The following is a 14,036-nucleotide window of genomic DNA, read 5'->3' on the forward strand; positions in this document are numbered from 1 at the left end:
GGAGGACTTGGCAATGCTCTCCAACACTTATGTGAACACGCTGCTGTTCGGCGTCTACCCCTACATCTGTCTTGTTGTTCTGCTGATCGGCAGCCTGATCCGCTTCGACCGCGAACCTTACACCTGGAAAAGCGATTCCTCGCAGATGCTCCGCAAGGGCCAGCTCCGGCTCGGATCGAACCTGTTTCACTATGGTGTGATCGTCGTCATTCTCGGCCATTTCGCCGGATTTCTTGCGCCGCACTGGGCCGTTGACTGGGCACTCGATCCGGTCGCACACCAGCTTCTCGCCATGGTGGTGGGCGGTATCGCCGGGGCCATCGCCATCTTTGGGCTCTCGATCCTCATTTATCGTCGACTCGCCGATCCACGCATCCGGCTCAATAGCCGCAAATGGGATATCGCAATCACCCTGATGTTGTGGCTGCAACTTGCCCTTGGTCTGCTCACCGTGCCGCTCTCCGCCTATCACATGGATGGCGGGTTGTTCGAGACGCTGACGAGCTACGTCAAGGGCGTGGTAACTCTGGATGGCGGTGCGGCCGCCCTGATGGTCGATGTTCCCCTGACCTACAAGCTCCATATCTTGCTGGGTTTCACGCTGTTCCTCGTTTCTCCGTTCACGCGCATGATCCATATCTGGAGCGGCGGCGGCGCGCTGGCCTATCTGTTCCGGCCGTATCAGATCGTGCGCACACCGAAAACGAGGGCCAAGGAGCCCGTCCGGTCGTGACAGTATCCGTCAATGGCGTCGAGGTCCCGGTCGAACCGGATGGTTCGAGCGAGCTTGCCGCCGCGCGCGAGCTTCTGCGGCAACGGGCGATTGCCGTCAACCTGCTGGCCGAGACCGCAAGTGAAGAAGCGAAGATCGATGCGGCGATCGAAGCACTGTTGGAGAGCGAGGTTACGACGCCTTCACCCACCGAGGAGGAATGCCGCCGTTACTATGACGCGCACCCGCGAGAATTTCAGAGCGGCGATCTCGTGCACGCCCGTCACATTCTGTTTCAGGTCACTCCACAGGTACGCATTCCGGAAATTCGAGCCCGTGCCGAGGACACGCTCAACCAATTGCTACGCGAGCCCGACCGCTTCGACGCTCTGGCGCGTGAGCTTTCGAACTGCCCATCAGGGCAACAGGGCGGCAATTTGGGGCAGATCGGCCGCGGCGACACCGTGCCTGAATTCGAACAGGCCGTCTTCAAGTTTGGCGCGTCAGGGATTCTCCGCGACCTGATCAAGACGCGCTACGGGTTCCATATCGTCGCCGTCGATCGAAGCATCCCAGGCAAAAAATTACCCTTTGAAACCGTTAGTGGACAGATCGCCGAGCGACTGCGTGCAAATGTTGAGGAGAAGGCCGTTCGCCAGTATGTCAGCGTGCTCGCCGGCCAGGCGACACTCTTGGGGGTAGACCTCGACAGCACGCAAACGCCCCTGGTGCAGTAAACGATCGACAATGCTTAATCACCGTGTGCGCCAGCAGCACTGTCTTGCTCGATACGCAAAGTCGTCGGCGGTCCGAAATTCGATCGCAAGTCGATCAGATCAGTCACGCCTGCAAGGATCTTCCAACGGCCGTACTGTTGAGTATGGCTCGGCGCCATGCTTCGATCTCATTCGGATCAGCCGGCAGAACGTGAAACAGAGGCGCCGCAAATATCTCCCATGCCCGCTCGAATGCGGGTGAGACGGAGGTGAGAACTGGCAATCCGGCATCGATGGCGGCAGCAAACGCCCCGCAGAGGCCTTCGCGCGACGCTTCAAGCTTGCCGAACTTGCTCAGCATGACCAGATCGCAGCCGGCGGCGATATCCTGTTCGATGGCTTCGGTTGCCGAGATGGCGCCAGTGCCTTGCAAATGACAGGCTTCGGCGCCGGGGCCAAGGTCCTGGAAGATCGGATAGAGGGTGCCGCTGGCGATGCTGCGCAAATACCCGGCATTGCATTTCCGATCCGCAAGACCGTGCGGCTCCTCGACGACGCCAGCAATGCGAATATCGGATTGCCAACGCTCTGCCAGTTCCCGAAACAGACTTTGAACGACCGAACTCGGCGATCCCTGCACCACGGCTACCCGTTTCATGAATGCCTCCTTCAAGGCCTTTGACCGGTATTGCTTCAGGCCTTTGTCTGATCGAGCGTGTCCAGCATAAGCGTGGAATGCGCAAATGCGGCGCCGGCTCTCATCTCTGCCCCGATCCAGACGGCTTCCATCAACTCCTGCGCCGTCGCCCCCTCGCGTTGGGCCGCCTTGGTGTGCCCGGTAATGCAGTATGGACATTGCGTAACGTGCGCGACGGCCACCGCGATCAACTGCTTGGTCTTGCTCGAGAGCGCTCCTTCCGAAAATACCGATTTACTGAAGGCTTGGAATGCGGCCTCGGTGTCAGGTCCCAGGCTTCTCCGCAGTTCGGCCAATTCGCGTGTAGGCTTGGGATGCATGTCTGCGCTCATGGAGTGGCTCCGGGTTGAGTAAGCCGATCGGGCGTTGGGCAATCTCTAGGTCGATTCGGCGGGGTTGTTGCCGCGCCCGGTAGCAGCGAAGCGCGGGCTCTGGATTTTTCCGTTGCGACCCGCCATGGCCAGTTCGATGCTATCGGCGATGCGCCGCGCACGTTCGATGAAGTGTTGTGCCGCGGCTGGCGGGCAAATTTCGTTAGCGGTGTTTTCGAACAAAGCGATCCAGCGATCGAAATGAGCAGCGTCGACAGGAAGATCGACGTGCACTTGCATCGGCTGGCCATGGTATCGGCCGGACATCAACGCTACCGAAGACCAAAAGGCGCAGAGTTTAACGATATGCCGTTCCCAGTCGGGAATGCGCGGGGCGAAGACAGGTCCAAGCAACGGATCTGCCTGAACCTGCCGATAGAACCTTCGCACAAGACGTTCGATCATCGCTTCATCGATACCGGTCCTCTCCATGATCTCCCGCGTGATGCGTGCGCGCCGTGCTGAACCACCTTCATGTGTCGCCGCATCCGCAGGCTCATGAGCAGAAGCTTCTTCCACCGGCGGCAGCCGATTGCTGGATACCGTCCCAGTCATTCGGCGGCGATCAACGGCAGGTGTGCGGCGGTGAGCGCCGCGTCGCGCGCCGCAGCGACAGCGAGCCAGTCCCGGTACAGTCCGCGGTCCTCCTTGGAGAACGAGATGCGTCGCTTCATGTCGTCGAACGTCTCACCGGGATGGCATTGGTCGTAGTCCTCGCGGACTAGCGATTCGAGATAGATGCGCTCGGCGTCGTCCTTCGGTCGGACGAAATCGTGAGAGTTGCTCAACATGATCTGCTCCTTTCTTCGGCATACAGTTCCCGATCCGCTCTCTTCTCGGCCTCAAAAGCCTGGATGATCCATGAAGGGCATTCCCCGATCCCCAGACTGGCAGCGGCAAACAGCATCTCAAGACGCTCCGCGCGCGTCGGAGGCAGCGCGGTCTCATGTGGATCGGTCGGAACAATGTCGACCCGGGGTGAGATGCCCAATTGTCTCGTGAGAAATCCAAGCATTATCAGTCTCCCGGACTCGCTCGCAGTTGCAGGCGCACCCGCCAGATGTCCGGACCTTGTTCCAGATAGGTCCATTGACAGTGCGCGCCGTGTTTCGCTTCAAGCTGGAAGCGCAGCGGCTTCGGATCGTGATCTACGACGAGTTGAAGGGTTGCTCCCGGAGCGAGATTGGCGACCAATTGCTGAATGATCGTGTGGCGATACCGAGGATCGACGTCCTTGACGTCGATGACACGTTCCGTTGCCGCGGAAATCAGGGTCATCCATCCACTCCTCTGCTCGAAGATGTGGCCGCGATAGCAGGGCTCGGCGGCGCGATTTGGCACGCCACGGCTTCGCTTTCGATGAAGAGGTAAGTGACGTGAGTGATCAGACGTCTTGCGATGGTCTCGCCCAGCGCCCCAACCAAAAGCTGACGATAGTAGGGTTTGACAATTCGGCCGGTTACACCGCGATCCGCGCATATCAAGTCGATGATGTTGCGCGCCAGTGGGGAGAGATCGCAACCGCTCGTATCGGGATCGACGATCACTTGGAGCGCCTCCTCGATACGGCTCCAACTTCCGCCGGAGATATGCGTCAGGACATTGTTGATATGCGGGTGACGTCGAAACGCCGCCACTATGAAAAATGTCAGTTCCGGAATCGCCACACTGGAAGAAGAAGGCGTGGCCCTTGTGCTTGAGCTTTCGCTCGGCACGCTCTGTGGTGATGCCGTTTCGCGGCTCAGCGTCGAGCCTTCGAGCGCGCTTCCCGCAACCGCTTCAATCTCAAGCAGCATAGTCGCCTCCTAAAAGATACATGTAGAATATATCTTTTAGCCGGACTCGCAAGGGCAAAATCGTCGCGGTCGCAGAAGACTTGCTTGCCGGATCGACGCGGCAGAACCCCTGGAGAAAAATCATCACCTTGCGCGCGAGGTGTTGTGTCGCGAGCTGCAAAGCCGATGCTCTAGTTGGGGACCATCAGGTCTTATCGAAGTTGCTGCAAGGCCAGTTCAGTCAATCTCAGGCAGCGGGCTGGAGACCGAAGTCGTCGGGACTGAGCATGAGGTCGGCGAGCGTGTAGCGGTCGAGCGTTCCGGTGAACGCCGCGAGAGCTTCATGCAGGACGCCGCGCAGACGGCAACGTGGCGTCAGCACACAGCTATTATCTTTGGTGAAGCACTCGACCAGGGCGAAATCCGGCTCCGTTGTGCGCAGGACGTCGCCCAGATTGATGCGTCCTGGGCGCTTGGCGAGCGCCAGTCCACCTGACCGGCCACGCACGGCCTTCAGGTATCCTGCACGGGTTAGCTGATTGACGACTTTCATCAGATGGGCACGAGAGATATCGTAGACCTCCGCCGTTTCCTCAATCGTGATCAGCCGATCCTCTTGCGCCGCCGCGTACATCAGCACGCGTAGCGCGTAGTCGGAGAAATTGGTCAATCGCATCCGCTTGTTTCCTACACTCCGACGAATCCAGTCTGCAAAGATGACCGTAGAAGATATCTTTTGCAAGAATGCGCCGATCGCCGGCGACCGTGGACTCCAGCCGACCATAAAAGATACATTGACAATATATGTTTTAGGCGCAAACGTATACCCTGGGTTGGCGCGTTATTGGGCGATGAACGTCTCCAGTCCCGATTTCCTTCCAGCCGATCGGCGCTGATGCGATCAAAGGAGCACTTACATCATGACTCAAACTCAACCGGCTTCAACCGCCAGCGAAATCGATGTGCGAAGCCTCGTGCCCGCGCAGCGGCACGCGAAAATCTTTGATCTTGTAGATCAGCTCACACCAGGCGGTTCGTTCGTCCTGGTCAATGATCACGACCCAAAACCACTGTACTACCAGCTTGAGGCCGAGCATCCGCAACAGTTCTCCTGGACCTATCTGGAGCAGGGTCCACAGGTCTGGCGGGTCGAGATCGGACGCCTGCTGAAAGCGGCTTGAGTTTGCCGGATAGCGGTGCCGGCAGGTAACGCGGCCGGCATCGCTCCCGCACGGAAGGAATGGAAACGTGCTCGGCGCAACGCTCTCCCGCTGGACAATGTCTTACTTCGCGGCTGCGCTGATCGCGCTGGTCGCCGCCGAGCTGTTGATGACGTTCGGATACGGCTATCCGGGCGCACCGGTCGAAGCCGCCGAGACGCTCGTGCTCGTGCATCTGGTCGCGTTGGGCTGGCTTAGCCTGCTCATGTGCGGCGCGCTGTTCCAGTTCGTCCCAGTGTTGGTGGCGCGTCCCCTCTACAGCGACTCGCTGCCGCTGCCGACGCTCGCATGCCTGGTGACGGGGCTTGCGGCGCTGCTTTTCAGCTTCCTGCAGATGGGCGGTATCCTCACCATCACGTTTGCCTTCTTTCCCCCGGCCGCTGCTCTGCTTGCCATCGGCTTTGGCCTTGTCTTGTGGAATCTGGGTCGCACGCTCTGGCCTGCCCGTCCATTGCCGCTACCCGCCCGCTTCGTCGCCGTCGGTCTTTGCAGCATCGCTGCGACCGTCACATTAGGGATCATTTTTACCCTGGTGCTCGGCGGGGTCACCGACAACCCGCATCTTGTCGACGTTGTCGCCAGCGGCGTGCCGCTCCACGCAATCGCCGGTCTCGGCGGCTGGCTGACGTTCACCGCAATGGGGGTCACATATCGCCTTCTTGCGATGTTCATGCTCGCCCCCGAGCTGGGTGGACCGCGTTCGCATGCCGGCTTTTATTGCGGGACGGCGGCGCTTACGGTCGCCATCGTTGGCGGCGTGACGGCGATCTGTCTCGCGGCAAGCCTGACCCTGGTCTTGTTCGCAGCCGGGCTGTTCGGCCTGTGCGCGATTCTTTTCTACGGCGCCGACATCCTGCATCTCTATCGCGCGCGAAAACGCCGTGTGATCGAATTGAACAGCCGGATGGCGGCATTTGCGATGGCTGGCCTCGCCGCGAGCGTGATCCTGATCGTCGTGCTGGCCGCTCGCGGCGTCCTGGCACAGCATGCTGGTGCTGTTATCTTTCTGGTCGCGTTCGGGTGGCTGTCAGGCTTGGGATTGGCGAAGCTTTACAAAATCGCCGCCTTCCTGACTTGGCTCGAATGTTATGGGCCGGTCCTCGGCAAGACGGCAACGCCGCGCGTGCAGGACCTGGCGGTCGAACGCCGAGCCATCAGGTGGTTCCTGCTCTATTTCCTCGCCGTGTGGACTGCGACCGCCGCATTGTTGCTTGAGATGCCGGCGGTGTTCCAGACCTGCGCCGGTCTGATGCTCATCGCCAGCCTCGGCATCATCGTTCAATTGGTGCGAATCCGCCGGCTCGTCGACGTCAGTGTGACCATGCGTCTGCCGCCAGGCGTAAGCGTGCCGCGGTTGCTTCTTTGCTCGGTGCGACATGACTAGATCACAGGAGGTAATCATGACGACATCTTTTGTCGACGTCGACGTCCGTCCGACCCTGCGTGCCGGCGGTGAGCCGTTCGGCGAGATCATGGACGCTGTGACCGCTCTCAAACCCGGCCAAGGGCTGCGCCTGCTTGCGACATTCAAGCCGGTGCCCTTGCTGAGTGTCCTCGGCTCCAAAGGGTTCGAACACGAAATGCGAGAACTGGACGATGGGGACTGGGAAGTTCTGTTCTCGCCATCGGCTACCGCACCTAAGCCTGCAGAGGCGGATGTGCCGAAAGCCGAGGGCGCGTGGCCGGAACCGCTTCGACACATGGACAATCGTGACCTCGATCCGCCGGAGCCGATGGTCAGGATACTGGCGGCAACGGAGGAGATGGCACCCGGCGAAGTGCTGTCGGCGTTGCTTTGCCGCGAGCCGATATTTCTGCTTCCAGAACTCGCCAAGCGCGGGCACGCGTGGGACGGAGGTTTTGAGCCCGACGGCACCACCTACAAGATCCTTGTGCGTATCGGGGGATCTCGCGGCACGCCGCCACCTGCCGCCGCCTGACCTTCAACGCCCTCTCGGGAGACAGCAACATGTTCATTCAGACCGAAGCGACGGCAGACCCGGCAAGCCTCAAATTCCTGCCCGGCCGCCAGGTCATGGCGCAAGGAACGCTGCAAATCTCCGATCGGAAGGCGGCCGCCCGATCCCCGCTTGCAGTCAGGCTGTTTGATGTCGATGGCGTTACGGCGCTGTCCTTTGCGGCCGACTCCATCACCATCACGAAGCGCGGCGGCGACTGGCAGCATCTGAAGCCCGCGCTGCTCGGCGTCATCATGGAACACTTCATGTCGGGGGCGCCGGTGGTTCTCGAACCCCTCAGGAACACCGGCGAGGTGGGCTCGACGGAAGAGCAAGTCATCGTCGCAGCCGTCAAGGAAGCGCTGCGGCTCGTGATCGATCCAGAGCTTGGCTACAATATCGTTGACCTCGGCCTGGTCTACGATGTTGCGATTGAAAATGGCGCTATCGCTAATATCACCATGACAACGACGACACGCGGCTGCCCGGCAACGAACTATCTCAAGGATGGCGCGCGGGACGCAGCATGGGCGGTCAACGGCATCGAATTTGTCGAGGTGAAACTCACCTATGAACCACCATGGACCCCGGAGATGATGAGCATCGAGGCGAAACGCCACCTCGGCATCTCCGATGGAGGAGGATGGTGAGCCATAACAGCCGAACGGAAGCTGAGAATGCTTCCTCATCGATAGAGGATGAGTTGTGCGAGATCTTGCGCAACAGCCTTCAAAACCTAGCCGCCGCAGGGCAGTCCGAAGCAGCATGCCGCCTCGCAGCACGCGCCTGTGCCGCACTTCGCAAGGAGAATCCGGGGCGATGGGGCAAGTTCAACGGATTGCTGCATCGCCTGAGTCCGATGACGGGTGACGTCGGAACCCGATGTGGCGCGGAAAGAGCACGCCATGGCTGACGACAACGGCGACAAGCAGAACCTGCGTCGCGAGGAGCAAGATACGAAGTCCGCTTCGCCGGCTACGCTCCTGCCGATGCTGATCGGCGGTCTCGTCCTGATCGTCTTCGGGATGGCGGTTGTCATGATCTTCACTTAACCAACTGGGTTGCGTCGAATGAGTACGACGCCATAGTGTCGCCCATCTCGTGAAGGAACGCGGATGCTTGGAGCCCTCATTGCTCAACTGGATCGGCCAGACTTGGCGGCGCAAGTGCTGGATACGCTGAATCCCGATCTGGCGATTGCCATCGAAATGCGCGCAGCCGACGCGTCGATGGCGACTGCGGAATTTGTCGCCGGGGCGGTCCGCGCATTCATCGATAGTGCTGACGATGATCTATGGTTCCAGATGCTCACGGTCATCCGCAAGGCGGATGATCCTGGATTGACGGCGGTGCAGACCATTCTGAAGTGGGTTGCAACAGAGCGGCCGGGTGCCGTGTGACGAGAGGCGATACAACACAAGTAGAGCGACGCTAGGAGTGGCAATAGGATGACGATCCCCTTGCAAATGCCGGCTGGTTTCGAAGCCTATGCGCGCTCGCCGGACTTTACCCCTGAGACGCTGCCGGCTCGCCTTCAGGCCGCGCATGCAACAAAAGCCGGCACATGGGGATTGCTGCACGTCCTTGAGGGTGAAGTGCTCTTTCAGCTCGAGCCGCCATACAGCGGCGAGCGGCGAGCACGCGCCGGCGAGACGATCGTGATCGAGGCTGAAGTTCCTCATCATGTCGCCCTTAGCCAGGCGGGACGAATTTACATCGAGTTCTACCGAAAAGCGGAAGATAGCGCCATCTCCTGAAATCTACCGCGAAACCTTTAACATCATCGGTGGGCGAGGCGTCGGCCGATCACGAAGCTGATGACTATGAGCCCAAGCAGCTTTGCCATTTCGATGCCGATATAGATATTATGCAGGTTGGATGCCGGCAGCTGTTGACCGGCGATGATCAACCCAACGCGTTGATCGAGCACGGGAAGCAACCACACCGTTTCCAGCGCGACGAGCAGCGCGGCAAGGGCACAGCCGGCATTTGCGATGCCACTCCGCGGCCGCGAAAGCAGAACGACGAGCAGCGCGGCGACCGCCAGTAGCCATTCCGTTTTGTTGAAAATCGCAAAAGTGTGACGGCCGACATCGAGGGCCACGGGTAACGTCAGGCTGGGCGCCAGGAACTTCGCGGGTGTCGCCAGAAAAGACACGCCAGCGAGCAGGCCAACCCACAGCACCACGATCGCAAGAGCGAAAACGTTTATGACGCGGGTCTCGGTATGGTTTGTCATTGCAATCTTCCATGAGGCATCTTAACATATATTTAGAATATATCTTTTAGTCGGAATGGCAAGGAACTGCATCATGGGCGCACAGGTAAAGTCGGACGTTGGCGCTCCGTCCATGGCCGACGGCGTTGCTCCTGCCGATGAAGTGGAGTCCGAATGGGATATCGTCTCGCAAGCTTCACGGGAGTCTTCCTCGCCAGCGATCCTCCAAGCTGGATTAGCCGCCCCCGCCGCGACCTGGTAACTCCGAAGCGATAAGGATCACTGATCATGCGTGTTGAAATTACGAATGGCGATATCGTGATCGACGCACAGCTGCTGAGCCAATTGCTGAACGTTTCAGCGGCCGATCTGCCAGACTTGATGCACAGCCAAGCAATTACCAGCTTGTGCGAACGCGGAATCGACGATCACGAGGGCCAATACCGTCTGAGTTTCTTCTATCTGAACCGCCGGCTCCGACTGGCGGTCAATCGGACGGGGCAAGTCGTTCAGCACACTACGGTTGATTTCGGCACACGACCATTGCCGCGCAAGTTGCGTCGGCCCGGCGATTAGACTTCAGACTAAGGCTGACGATGGCCCAACATTCGAACCTGTCAGGGCGAACCGGAAGAGATCTCGACCTCAGGAACATGCTCTGTCTGCTCGCCGAGCGCCTTTGGCGATATGGCTTGGCGAAGGCGTGGCGTGCCCACGCAATGATGGCTGGATGCATGGGGAATGTTCGTCACTTCTAATGCTTGGAACTTCATAAAGTCCATAGAGGACTCGGACAACGAGGCGGCGGTCAAGCAACTCTTGCTCAGACAGGCGGCTCCATCGGGGTTCAGATGGGCATTTGCCGGCCATGTTCCGAGCGCGACGACAAAGCCCCGTGACATTGCTTCTCACGTGCTCTTCCAAGAATTTCCCGAGGGCTGGGCTGAACGCTACAACACGAACCACTACGCATTGCGTGATCCGGTGGTGCGTCACCTCCAGCGCAAGCGGGTTCCGTTTACGTGGGACGAATCCTATGCAGCCGCGACGCGGCGTGAGGACGTGAAGCTGGTGGGTGGCGAGGCGGCCGCATTCGGACTGAGAACCGGCTACGTCATACCAATCCAACTCGTCGGAGGCCTCCTGGCTGCGGTCTCGTTTGGCGCTTGTCACGCGGATCTGAATCCCGACGCGCTCGCCGAGCTCGCTTTCGCGGCGAACTTCGCCGTCGGCCACCTGCTTCGCCTGCGCCACAAGCCGCAAAGCCGGGAACGCCTTGTGACACCGCGCGAGCGGGAGTGCATCCTGTGGGCGTCCGAAGGGAAGACCGACTGGGAGATTTCGGTCATCCTCGGCATCTCTCCGCCGACTGTCGCGAAGCACCTGCTGGCCGCTCGGCAGAGGCTCGACGTCATGAACCGGGCCCACCTCATCGGCGAGGCGATCCGCCGGAAGATCATCCGCTGACGCGCAGGCGGTCAACGCTGCCGCTGGCCCTTGATCGACTGCGTCTCGCCTTTCGCCGCCTCCAGTTCCTGTACGATACGCTCCTGCTCGGCCCGCAGCTTCGCGAGCGCGTCGGTCTGGATGAGGGCGTTGGGGATGCTCTGGCCGGGGTGCTCGGCGATCATGCGCGCCGCGTCCGCGGCGGCCGCCGCTTCGCGGGCTTCTCGCGCGGCCGACTGCTGCGAACCGGCGACGACTGCCCTCTCTGCGCGGAGCTCACGCTGCGACGTTGGATCCAGCGCCGCGTTGGCCTCCTGCCGCCGCTCCGCATTGAGAGCGCGATCGGCGAGGCGCTCGGCCGCGACGGCCTCGCGCCGCTCCTGCGCGCTGACCTCCTGCGCGCGGGCAACGAGCCTGTCCGCGTTCTCGCCGACGATCGCCTCGACCTCGGTTCGGCTGAGCTGCTCCACGTCGCGCTCCTGCGCCCGCTGCAGGTCGATCCTGTTCGCGAGCGTCTCCAGGTATCGCGCCGACGTCTCACGGAACTGCTGCTTGGTCTGGCCGTCGAGCAGGTCGCTTGTCCGCGACACCGCCTCGTTCATGACACGCAGGTCCTTCGCCATCTGCTCCGACGTAATCGCCATCGCTGCATCCTCCTTCGTCAAATGCTCTACACGCTTCCCGATCGCCTGCAGGATCCCGCCGACGGCCTGCGCCAGGAGCAGCCGCTCGAGCATGTCCTTCGCCTGCGGGTTCTCCGGCTGCTCGGCCGCCACGGCGCGCCACGCGACCACGCTTTCGTTCACAGCAGCGCGCGCCGGCGGCGACATCGGCAAGCGGATCGGGTTCGACCGCGCGACCGCGATGCGCTGGCGCGCATTGTCGATGAGCCTGCGGTTGGCTGGGTCGGCGGCGTAGGCCCTGTCCCGCGCCTCGCGCGCCGGACGCGGCCGGTCGGCGGCGTCCACGATGGCCTTGTCCTTGGGGCCGTAGCTCTGCGACGAGGCGCGCTCGCGCGCCGACGTCGCGACGATGCGAAGCCCTTCCGCCTGGGCGTGCTGCGCGTAGGCCGTGCGCCACTCGCGGAACGTCTCCGGTCCCGGGTGCAATTTCTGACCGGACTCGCCTTTCGCGGCGATGACGGCGTGGACGTGGATGTGGCCGGCGGCCTCCTTGTCGACGTGGATGCCGAACATGAATTTGTGGTCGCCGAAGCGGTCGTGCAGGAAGCTCCGCGCCGCGCGACGCAGCGCCTCGACGTCGGTGCCCGCCTTCGCCGACAGCATCAGGTGCATCGTGTCGCGCACCGACTGCGAGCGCAGCGACGGCCCCCACTCGCGCGCCGCCATCCGGGTGTCGGCGACGTTGGCGATGGCCTTGCCCTTGTCGTCGACGGCGGCGCCATGCTCGACCAGCCTGTTGAGCCGGTAGGTGACGCCGTTGCGGCCGTGGTTGGTCATCCCGGGCGACGCGTCGATCGCCGCCGTGTCGACGCCGGTCGCCGCGTGGATGCGGTCCTCGATCTTCCTTTCCGACGCCATGTCGAAGCGTTTCCGGGTGAAGCCGTTCTCCTGATCGCCCACGCGTTCCTCGCGGACGCGGAACCGCTCTTTCGGCGATCCCGCCAATGCGACGACCAGGCGCGCCTCGAGCTCGCCCGACGCCGTGGTGTCGAGCCGGTAGGCGTAGCGGTGCCCGGCAAAGCCTGCTGCGATCGCCTTCTCGTAGGTCTCGCGCCCCTCTTCGCTGTCCTTCACGCCGTGCAGCGTCAGGCGGACGGCGCCGACGTCCTGGCTCTCCGCCCGCTTCGAGAAGTTGACCGACCAGGCCTTGATCTCGTCGGCGACCGCCTCGCGGTCGGTCAGCATCCGCCCGTCGTGGGTCTCGAGCGGCACGTCCTCGCGCTGCGCGTACTGCCCCGTCTTGGTGGCTCGGACGGTGCCGTGGGCGTAGGAGAGCACCTTGATGACGGCCGGCTGGTAACCGGAGGCGAGCTGGCGCGCGCGCCCGACCGCGCCCTGCCCTGCCCCGCCAAAGCCTCCGGCGATCGGCGCAGACATAGCGGCACGAGGCGACACTGCTCCGCCACCGCCTCCCCCGCCGGAGGACACCGGCAGCGACCGCATGCGCTCCTCGTCGCGGTCGCCCGTGATCGTCTGGCCGCGGATGACCTCGTGTGCCGGCGGCGCCTTGGCAAGCGGCGCGACGCGCGCCGCGCGGGCGCGCGGCTCCTCCTCGAGGCCGCCGAACGATCGCGGCTGTCGCCGCGACTGGGCGGCCGCGCCGACGGCGGTCCGGGCCGCCTCGACCTGCGCCACCCACCAGGCGATCTGGGCTGCGCGGTTCATCGCGCCTCCTCGGCCGGGATCTCGGACGGCAGCGGAAGCCCGGCCTGCCGCCGCAGTTTCGAGCCGTAGGCCACGGTCATCTCGGTCAATTCGTCGTTGATGGCGGCGACCACCTCGTGCAGCCCGCGCCACACCGGCTCGGTGTCCTCGATGCGCACCGCCTGGCCGCGGTGGATCGCGCGCAGGACCTGCGAGAGGTTGCGGCCGACCATCCGGACCTGCTGGGCGAGCTCGACGACGGCGCGCGTGTTCTCGGCCGACAACGCCGGCCCTGCCTGCACGGACGCGCGGATCAGGCGCCGCACGACCTCGGCCTTCGGCACGCCGAACAGCGCGACGGCCGCCTGCAGCCGCGCCTCGTCGGCCTCCGACAACTCCGTTCGAAGCCTCGGCTTGCGTCGCGGTGCTGTGGCGGAGCGGGCCATCGGCGCTCCCCTTCCCTTCCCGTTCGCGCGGCTTTGCCGCCATCGCGCGTTAGCGCTTTCCGACTGCGTCCAGCAGTCGTCACCCGGTTTGGCCCACAAACCGGTATCTTGTCAACCAATATCTAATAAATCGACTATAAGACACCACCT

22 protein-coding genes and 1 pseudogene are annotated in these 14,036 nt (G+C 62.2%); 12 read left to right on the top strand and 11 right to left on the bottom strand.

Annotation, left to right across the window (positions count from 1 at the left end):
* The first annotated feature begins 31 nt into the window (after positions 1–31).
* Together narI and QFZ88_RS29060 are read left to right on the top strand one after the other, a co-directional pair.
* Positions 32–733 (top strand): respiratory nitrate reductase subunit gamma, encoded by a 702-nt coding sequence (narI, locus tag QFZ88_RS29055; protein ID WP_307420956.1) that lies wholly within the window; start codon positions 32–34, stop codon positions 731–733.
* Positions 730–1,449, top strand: a complete 720-nt coding sequence (locus QFZ88_RS29060) for a peptidylprolyl isomerase (RefSeq protein ID WP_179654514.1) — start codon at positions 730–732, stop codon at positions 1,447–1,449. Before narI ends, QFZ88_RS29060 begins: the two co-directional genes overlap by 4 nt.
* A gap of 103 nt (positions 1,450–1,552) precedes the next feature.
* Here QFZ88_RS29060 and QFZ88_RS29065 read toward each other — a convergent pair whose 3' ends face one another.
* The 8 genes from QFZ88_RS29065 to QFZ88_RS29100 form a co-directional block, all read right to left on the bottom strand.
* Positions 1,553–2,086 (bottom strand): DUF2478 domain-containing protein, encoded by a 534-nt coding sequence (locus QFZ88_RS29065; RefSeq protein ID WP_179654516.1) that lies wholly within the window; start codon positions 2,084–2,086, stop codon positions 1,553–1,555.
* A 35-nt stretch (positions 2,087–2,121) separates the two neighbouring features.
* Entirely contained in the window at positions 2,122–2,457 is a 336-nt protein-coding gene (locus tag QFZ88_RS29070; protein WP_179654518.1) for a carboxymuconolactone decarboxylase family protein, read from the bottom strand.
* 45 nt (positions 2,458–2,502) lie between these two features.
* Positions 2,503–2,928 carry a group III truncated hemoglobin gene (locus tag QFZ88_RS29075; protein WP_307421018.1) on the bottom strand — a complete coding sequence of 142 codons (426 nt, stop codon included), beginning with the start codon at positions 2,926–2,928 and terminating at the stop codon, positions 2,503–2,505.
* 119 nt (positions 2,929–3,047) lie between these two features.
* Positions 3,048–3,287 (bottom strand): hypothetical protein, encoded by a 240-nt coding sequence (locus tag QFZ88_RS29080; RefSeq protein WP_179654522.1) that lies wholly within the window; start codon positions 3,285–3,287, stop codon positions 3,048–3,050.
* On the bottom strand, positions 3,281–3,511 hold the full coding sequence (locus tag QFZ88_RS29085; RefSeq protein WP_179654523.1) for a hypothetical protein: 231 nt from the start codon (positions 3,509–3,511) through the stop codon (positions 3,281–3,283). The genes QFZ88_RS29080 and QFZ88_RS29085 overlap by 7 nt, the downstream gene beginning before the upstream one ends.
* A 2-nt stretch (positions 3,512–3,513) precedes the next feature.
* Positions 3,514–3,774 (bottom strand): DUF2249 domain-containing protein, encoded by a 261-nt coding sequence (locus QFZ88_RS29090; RefSeq protein WP_179654525.1) that lies wholly within the window; start codon positions 3,772–3,774, stop codon positions 3,514–3,516.
* Positions 3,771–4,292, bottom strand: coding sequence for a hypothetical protein (locus QFZ88_RS29095; RefSeq protein WP_179654527.1), 522 nt, complete (start codon positions 4,290–4,292; stop codon positions 3,771–3,773). The genes QFZ88_RS29090 and QFZ88_RS29095 overlap by 4 nt, the downstream gene beginning before the upstream one ends.
* Before the next feature lie 226 nt (positions 4,293–4,518).
* Positions 4,519–4,947, bottom strand: a complete 429-nt coding sequence (locus QFZ88_RS29100) for an RrF2 family transcriptional regulator (protein WP_179654529.1) — start codon at positions 4,945–4,947, stop codon at positions 4,519–4,521.
* 244 nt (positions 4,948–5,191) lie between these two features.
* On the opposite strand from QFZ88_RS29100, the gene QFZ88_RS29105 reads away from it, so the two are divergent.
* The 8 genes and pseudogenes from QFZ88_RS29105 (at position 5,192) to QFZ88_RS29135 (ending at position 9,206) form a co-directional block, all read left to right on the top strand.
* Entirely contained in the window at positions 5,192–5,452 is a 261-nt protein-coding gene (locus tag QFZ88_RS29105; protein ID WP_179654531.1) for a DUF2249 domain-containing protein, read from the top strand.
* 67 nt (positions 5,453–5,519) lie between these two features.
* Positions 5,520–6,875 carry a hypothetical protein gene (locus QFZ88_RS29110; protein WP_179654532.1) on the top strand — a complete coding sequence of 452 codons (1,356 nt, stop codon included), beginning with the start codon at positions 5,520–5,522 and terminating at the stop codon, positions 6,873–6,875.
* Positions 6,876–6,891: 16 nt separating this feature from the next.
* A complete protein-coding gene (locus QFZ88_RS29115) occupies positions 6,892–7,431 on the top strand; it encodes a DUF2249 domain-containing protein (RefSeq protein WP_179654534.1) in 540 nt (179 codons plus the stop codon).
* Between the two features lie 95 nt (positions 7,432–7,526).
* Positions 7,527–7,664: pseudogene (locus QFZ88_RS29615) on the top strand (NifU N-terminal domain-containing protein); the annotation flags it as partial.
* A 66-nt stretch (positions 7,665–7,730) separates the two neighbouring features.
* Positions 7,731–8,099: a metal-sulfur cluster assembly factor gene (locus tag QFZ88_RS29620; protein ID WP_373426423.1), complete on the top strand. Its 369-nt coding sequence runs from the start codon at positions 7,731–7,733 to the stop codon at positions 8,097–8,099.
* Positions 8,100–8,354: 255 nt separating this feature from the next.
* Complete coding sequence (locus QFZ88_RS29125; RefSeq protein WP_179654538.1) at positions 8,355–8,501, top strand: hypothetical protein; 147 nt, start codon at positions 8,355–8,357, stop codon at positions 8,499–8,501.
* Positions 8,502–8,564: 63 nt separating this feature from the next.
* Positions 8,565–8,849 carry a hypothetical protein gene (locus QFZ88_RS29130; RefSeq protein ID WP_179654540.1) on the top strand — a complete coding sequence of 95 codons (285 nt, stop codon included), beginning with the start codon at positions 8,565–8,567 and terminating at the stop codon, positions 8,847–8,849.
* Positions 8,850–8,897: 48 nt separating this feature from the next.
* Complete coding sequence (locus tag QFZ88_RS29135) at positions 8,898–9,206, top strand: DUF1971 domain-containing protein (RefSeq protein WP_179654542.1); 309 nt, start codon at positions 8,898–8,900, stop codon at positions 9,204–9,206.
* A 23-nt stretch (positions 9,207–9,229) separates the two neighbouring features.
* On the opposite strand, the gene QFZ88_RS29140 is transcribed toward QFZ88_RS29135, so the two are convergent.
* A complete protein-coding gene (locus QFZ88_RS29140; RefSeq protein WP_307420965.1) occupies positions 9,230–9,688 on the bottom strand; it encodes a hypothetical protein in 459 nt (152 codons plus the stop codon).
* 267 nt (positions 9,689–9,955) lie between these two features.
* Between QFZ88_RS29140 and QFZ88_RS29145 the strand changes: the two genes are divergently transcribed.
* Both QFZ88_RS29145 and QFZ88_RS29150 read left to right on the top strand, forming a co-directional pair.
* On the top strand, positions 9,956–10,243 hold the full coding sequence (locus QFZ88_RS29145) for a DUF6522 family protein (protein WP_179654544.1): 288 nt from the start codon (positions 9,956–9,958) through the stop codon (positions 10,241–10,243).
* A 165-nt stretch (positions 10,244–10,408) separates the two neighbouring features.
* Positions 10,409–11,134 (top strand): helix-turn-helix transcriptional regulator, encoded by a 726-nt coding sequence (locus QFZ88_RS29150; protein ID WP_179654546.1) that lies wholly within the window; start codon positions 10,409–10,411, stop codon positions 11,132–11,134.
* A gap of 11 nt (positions 11,135–11,145) precedes the next feature.
* Here the strand turns inward: QFZ88_RS29150 and QFZ88_RS29155 are convergent, their stop codons facing one another.
* Together QFZ88_RS29155 and QFZ88_RS29160 are read right to left on the bottom strand one after the other, a co-directional pair.
* The gene (locus QFZ88_RS29155; RefSeq protein ID WP_179654548.1) at positions 11,146–13,461 is read right to left on the bottom strand and encodes a relaxase/mobilization nuclease domain-containing protein; all 2,316 of its coding nucleotides are present in this window, start codon (positions 13,459–13,461) and stop codon (positions 11,146–11,148) included.
* On the bottom strand, positions 13,458–13,886 hold the full coding sequence (locus QFZ88_RS29160) for a hypothetical protein (protein ID WP_179654550.1): 429 nt from the start codon (positions 13,884–13,886) through the stop codon (positions 13,458–13,460). Before QFZ88_RS29160 ends, QFZ88_RS29155 begins: the two co-directional genes overlap by 4 nt.
* Between the last annotated feature and the right edge of the window lie 150 nt (positions 13,887–14,036).

Source organism: Mesorhizobium sp. YL-MeA3-2017 (assembly GCF_030814575.1).
In the GTDB taxonomy this organism is placed as follows: Bacteria; Pseudomonadota; Alphaproteobacteria; order Rhizobiales; family Rhizobiaceae; genus Mesorhizobium; species Mesorhizobium terrae.

What these genes read in the sequence shown, in the direction of transcription:
- QFZ88_RS29065 (WP_179654516.1), bottom strand. Translation starts at nt 2,086, where the DNA reads ATGAAACGGGTAGCCGTGGTGCAGGGATCGCCGAGTTCGGTCGTTCAA.
- QFZ88_RS29070 (WP_179654518.1), bottom strand. Translation starts at nt 2,457, where the DNA reads ATGAGCGCAGACATGCATCCCAAGCCTACACGCGAATTGGCCGAACTG.
- QFZ88_RS29075 (WP_307421018.1), bottom strand. Translation starts at nt 2,928, where the DNA reads ATGGAGAGGACCGGTATCGATGAAGCGATGATCGAACGTCTTGTGCGA.
- QFZ88_RS29080 (WP_179654522.1), bottom strand. Translation starts at nt 3,287, where the DNA reads ATGTTGAGCAACTCTCACGATTTCGTCCGACCGAAGGACGACGCCGAG.
- QFZ88_RS29085 (WP_179654523.1), bottom strand. Translation starts at nt 3,511, where the DNA reads ATGCTTGGATTTCTCACGAGACAATTGGGCATCTCACCCCGGGTCGAC.
- QFZ88_RS29090 (WP_179654525.1), bottom strand. Translation starts at nt 3,774, where the DNA reads ATGACCCTGATTTCCGCGGCAACGGAACGTGTCATCGACGTCAAGGAC.
- QFZ88_RS29095 (WP_179654527.1), bottom strand. Translation starts at nt 4,292, where the DNA reads ATGCTGCTTGAGATTGAAGCGGTTGCGGGAAGCGCGCTCGAAGGCTCG.
- QFZ88_RS29100 (WP_179654529.1), bottom strand. Translation starts at nt 4,947, where the DNA reads ATGCGATTGACCAATTTCTCCGACTACGCGCTACGCGTGCTGATGTAC.
- QFZ88_RS29105 (WP_179654531.1), top strand. Translation starts at nt 5,192, where the DNA reads ATGACTCAAACTCAACCGGCTTCAACCGCCAGCGAAATCGATGTGCGA.
- QFZ88_RS29115 (WP_179654534.1), top strand. Translation starts at nt 6,892, where the DNA reads ATGACGACATCTTTTGTCGACGTCGACGTCCGTCCGACCCTGCGTGCC.
- QFZ88_RS29125 (WP_179654538.1), top strand. Translation starts at nt 8,355, where the DNA reads ATGGCTGACGACAACGGCGACAAGCAGAACCTGCGTCGCGAGGAGCAA.
- QFZ88_RS29130 (WP_179654540.1), top strand. Translation starts at nt 8,565, where the DNA reads ATGCTTGGAGCCCTCATTGCTCAACTGGATCGGCCAGACTTGGCGGCG.
- QFZ88_RS29135 (WP_179654542.1), top strand. Translation starts at nt 8,898, where the DNA reads ATGACGATCCCCTTGCAAATGCCGGCTGGTTTCGAAGCCTATGCGCGC.
- QFZ88_RS29140 (WP_307420965.1), bottom strand. Translation starts at nt 9,688, where the DNA reads ATGACAAACCATACCGAGACCCGCGTCATAAACGTTTTCGCTCTTGCG.
- QFZ88_RS29145 (WP_179654544.1), top strand. Translation starts at nt 9,956, where the DNA reads ATGCGTGTTGAAATTACGAATGGCGATATCGTGATCGACGCACAGCTG.
- QFZ88_RS29150 (WP_179654546.1), top strand. Translation starts at nt 10,409, where the DNA reads ATGTTCGTCACTTCTAATGCTTGGAACTTCATAAAGTCCATAGAGGAC.
- QFZ88_RS29155 (WP_179654548.1), bottom strand. Translation starts at nt 13,461, where the DNA reads ATGAACCGCGCAGCCCAGATCGCCTGGTGGGTGGCGCAGGTCGAGGCG.
- QFZ88_RS29160 (WP_179654550.1), bottom strand. Translation starts at nt 13,886, where the DNA reads ATGGCCCGCTCCGCCACAGCACCGCGACGCAAGCCGAGGCTTCGAACG.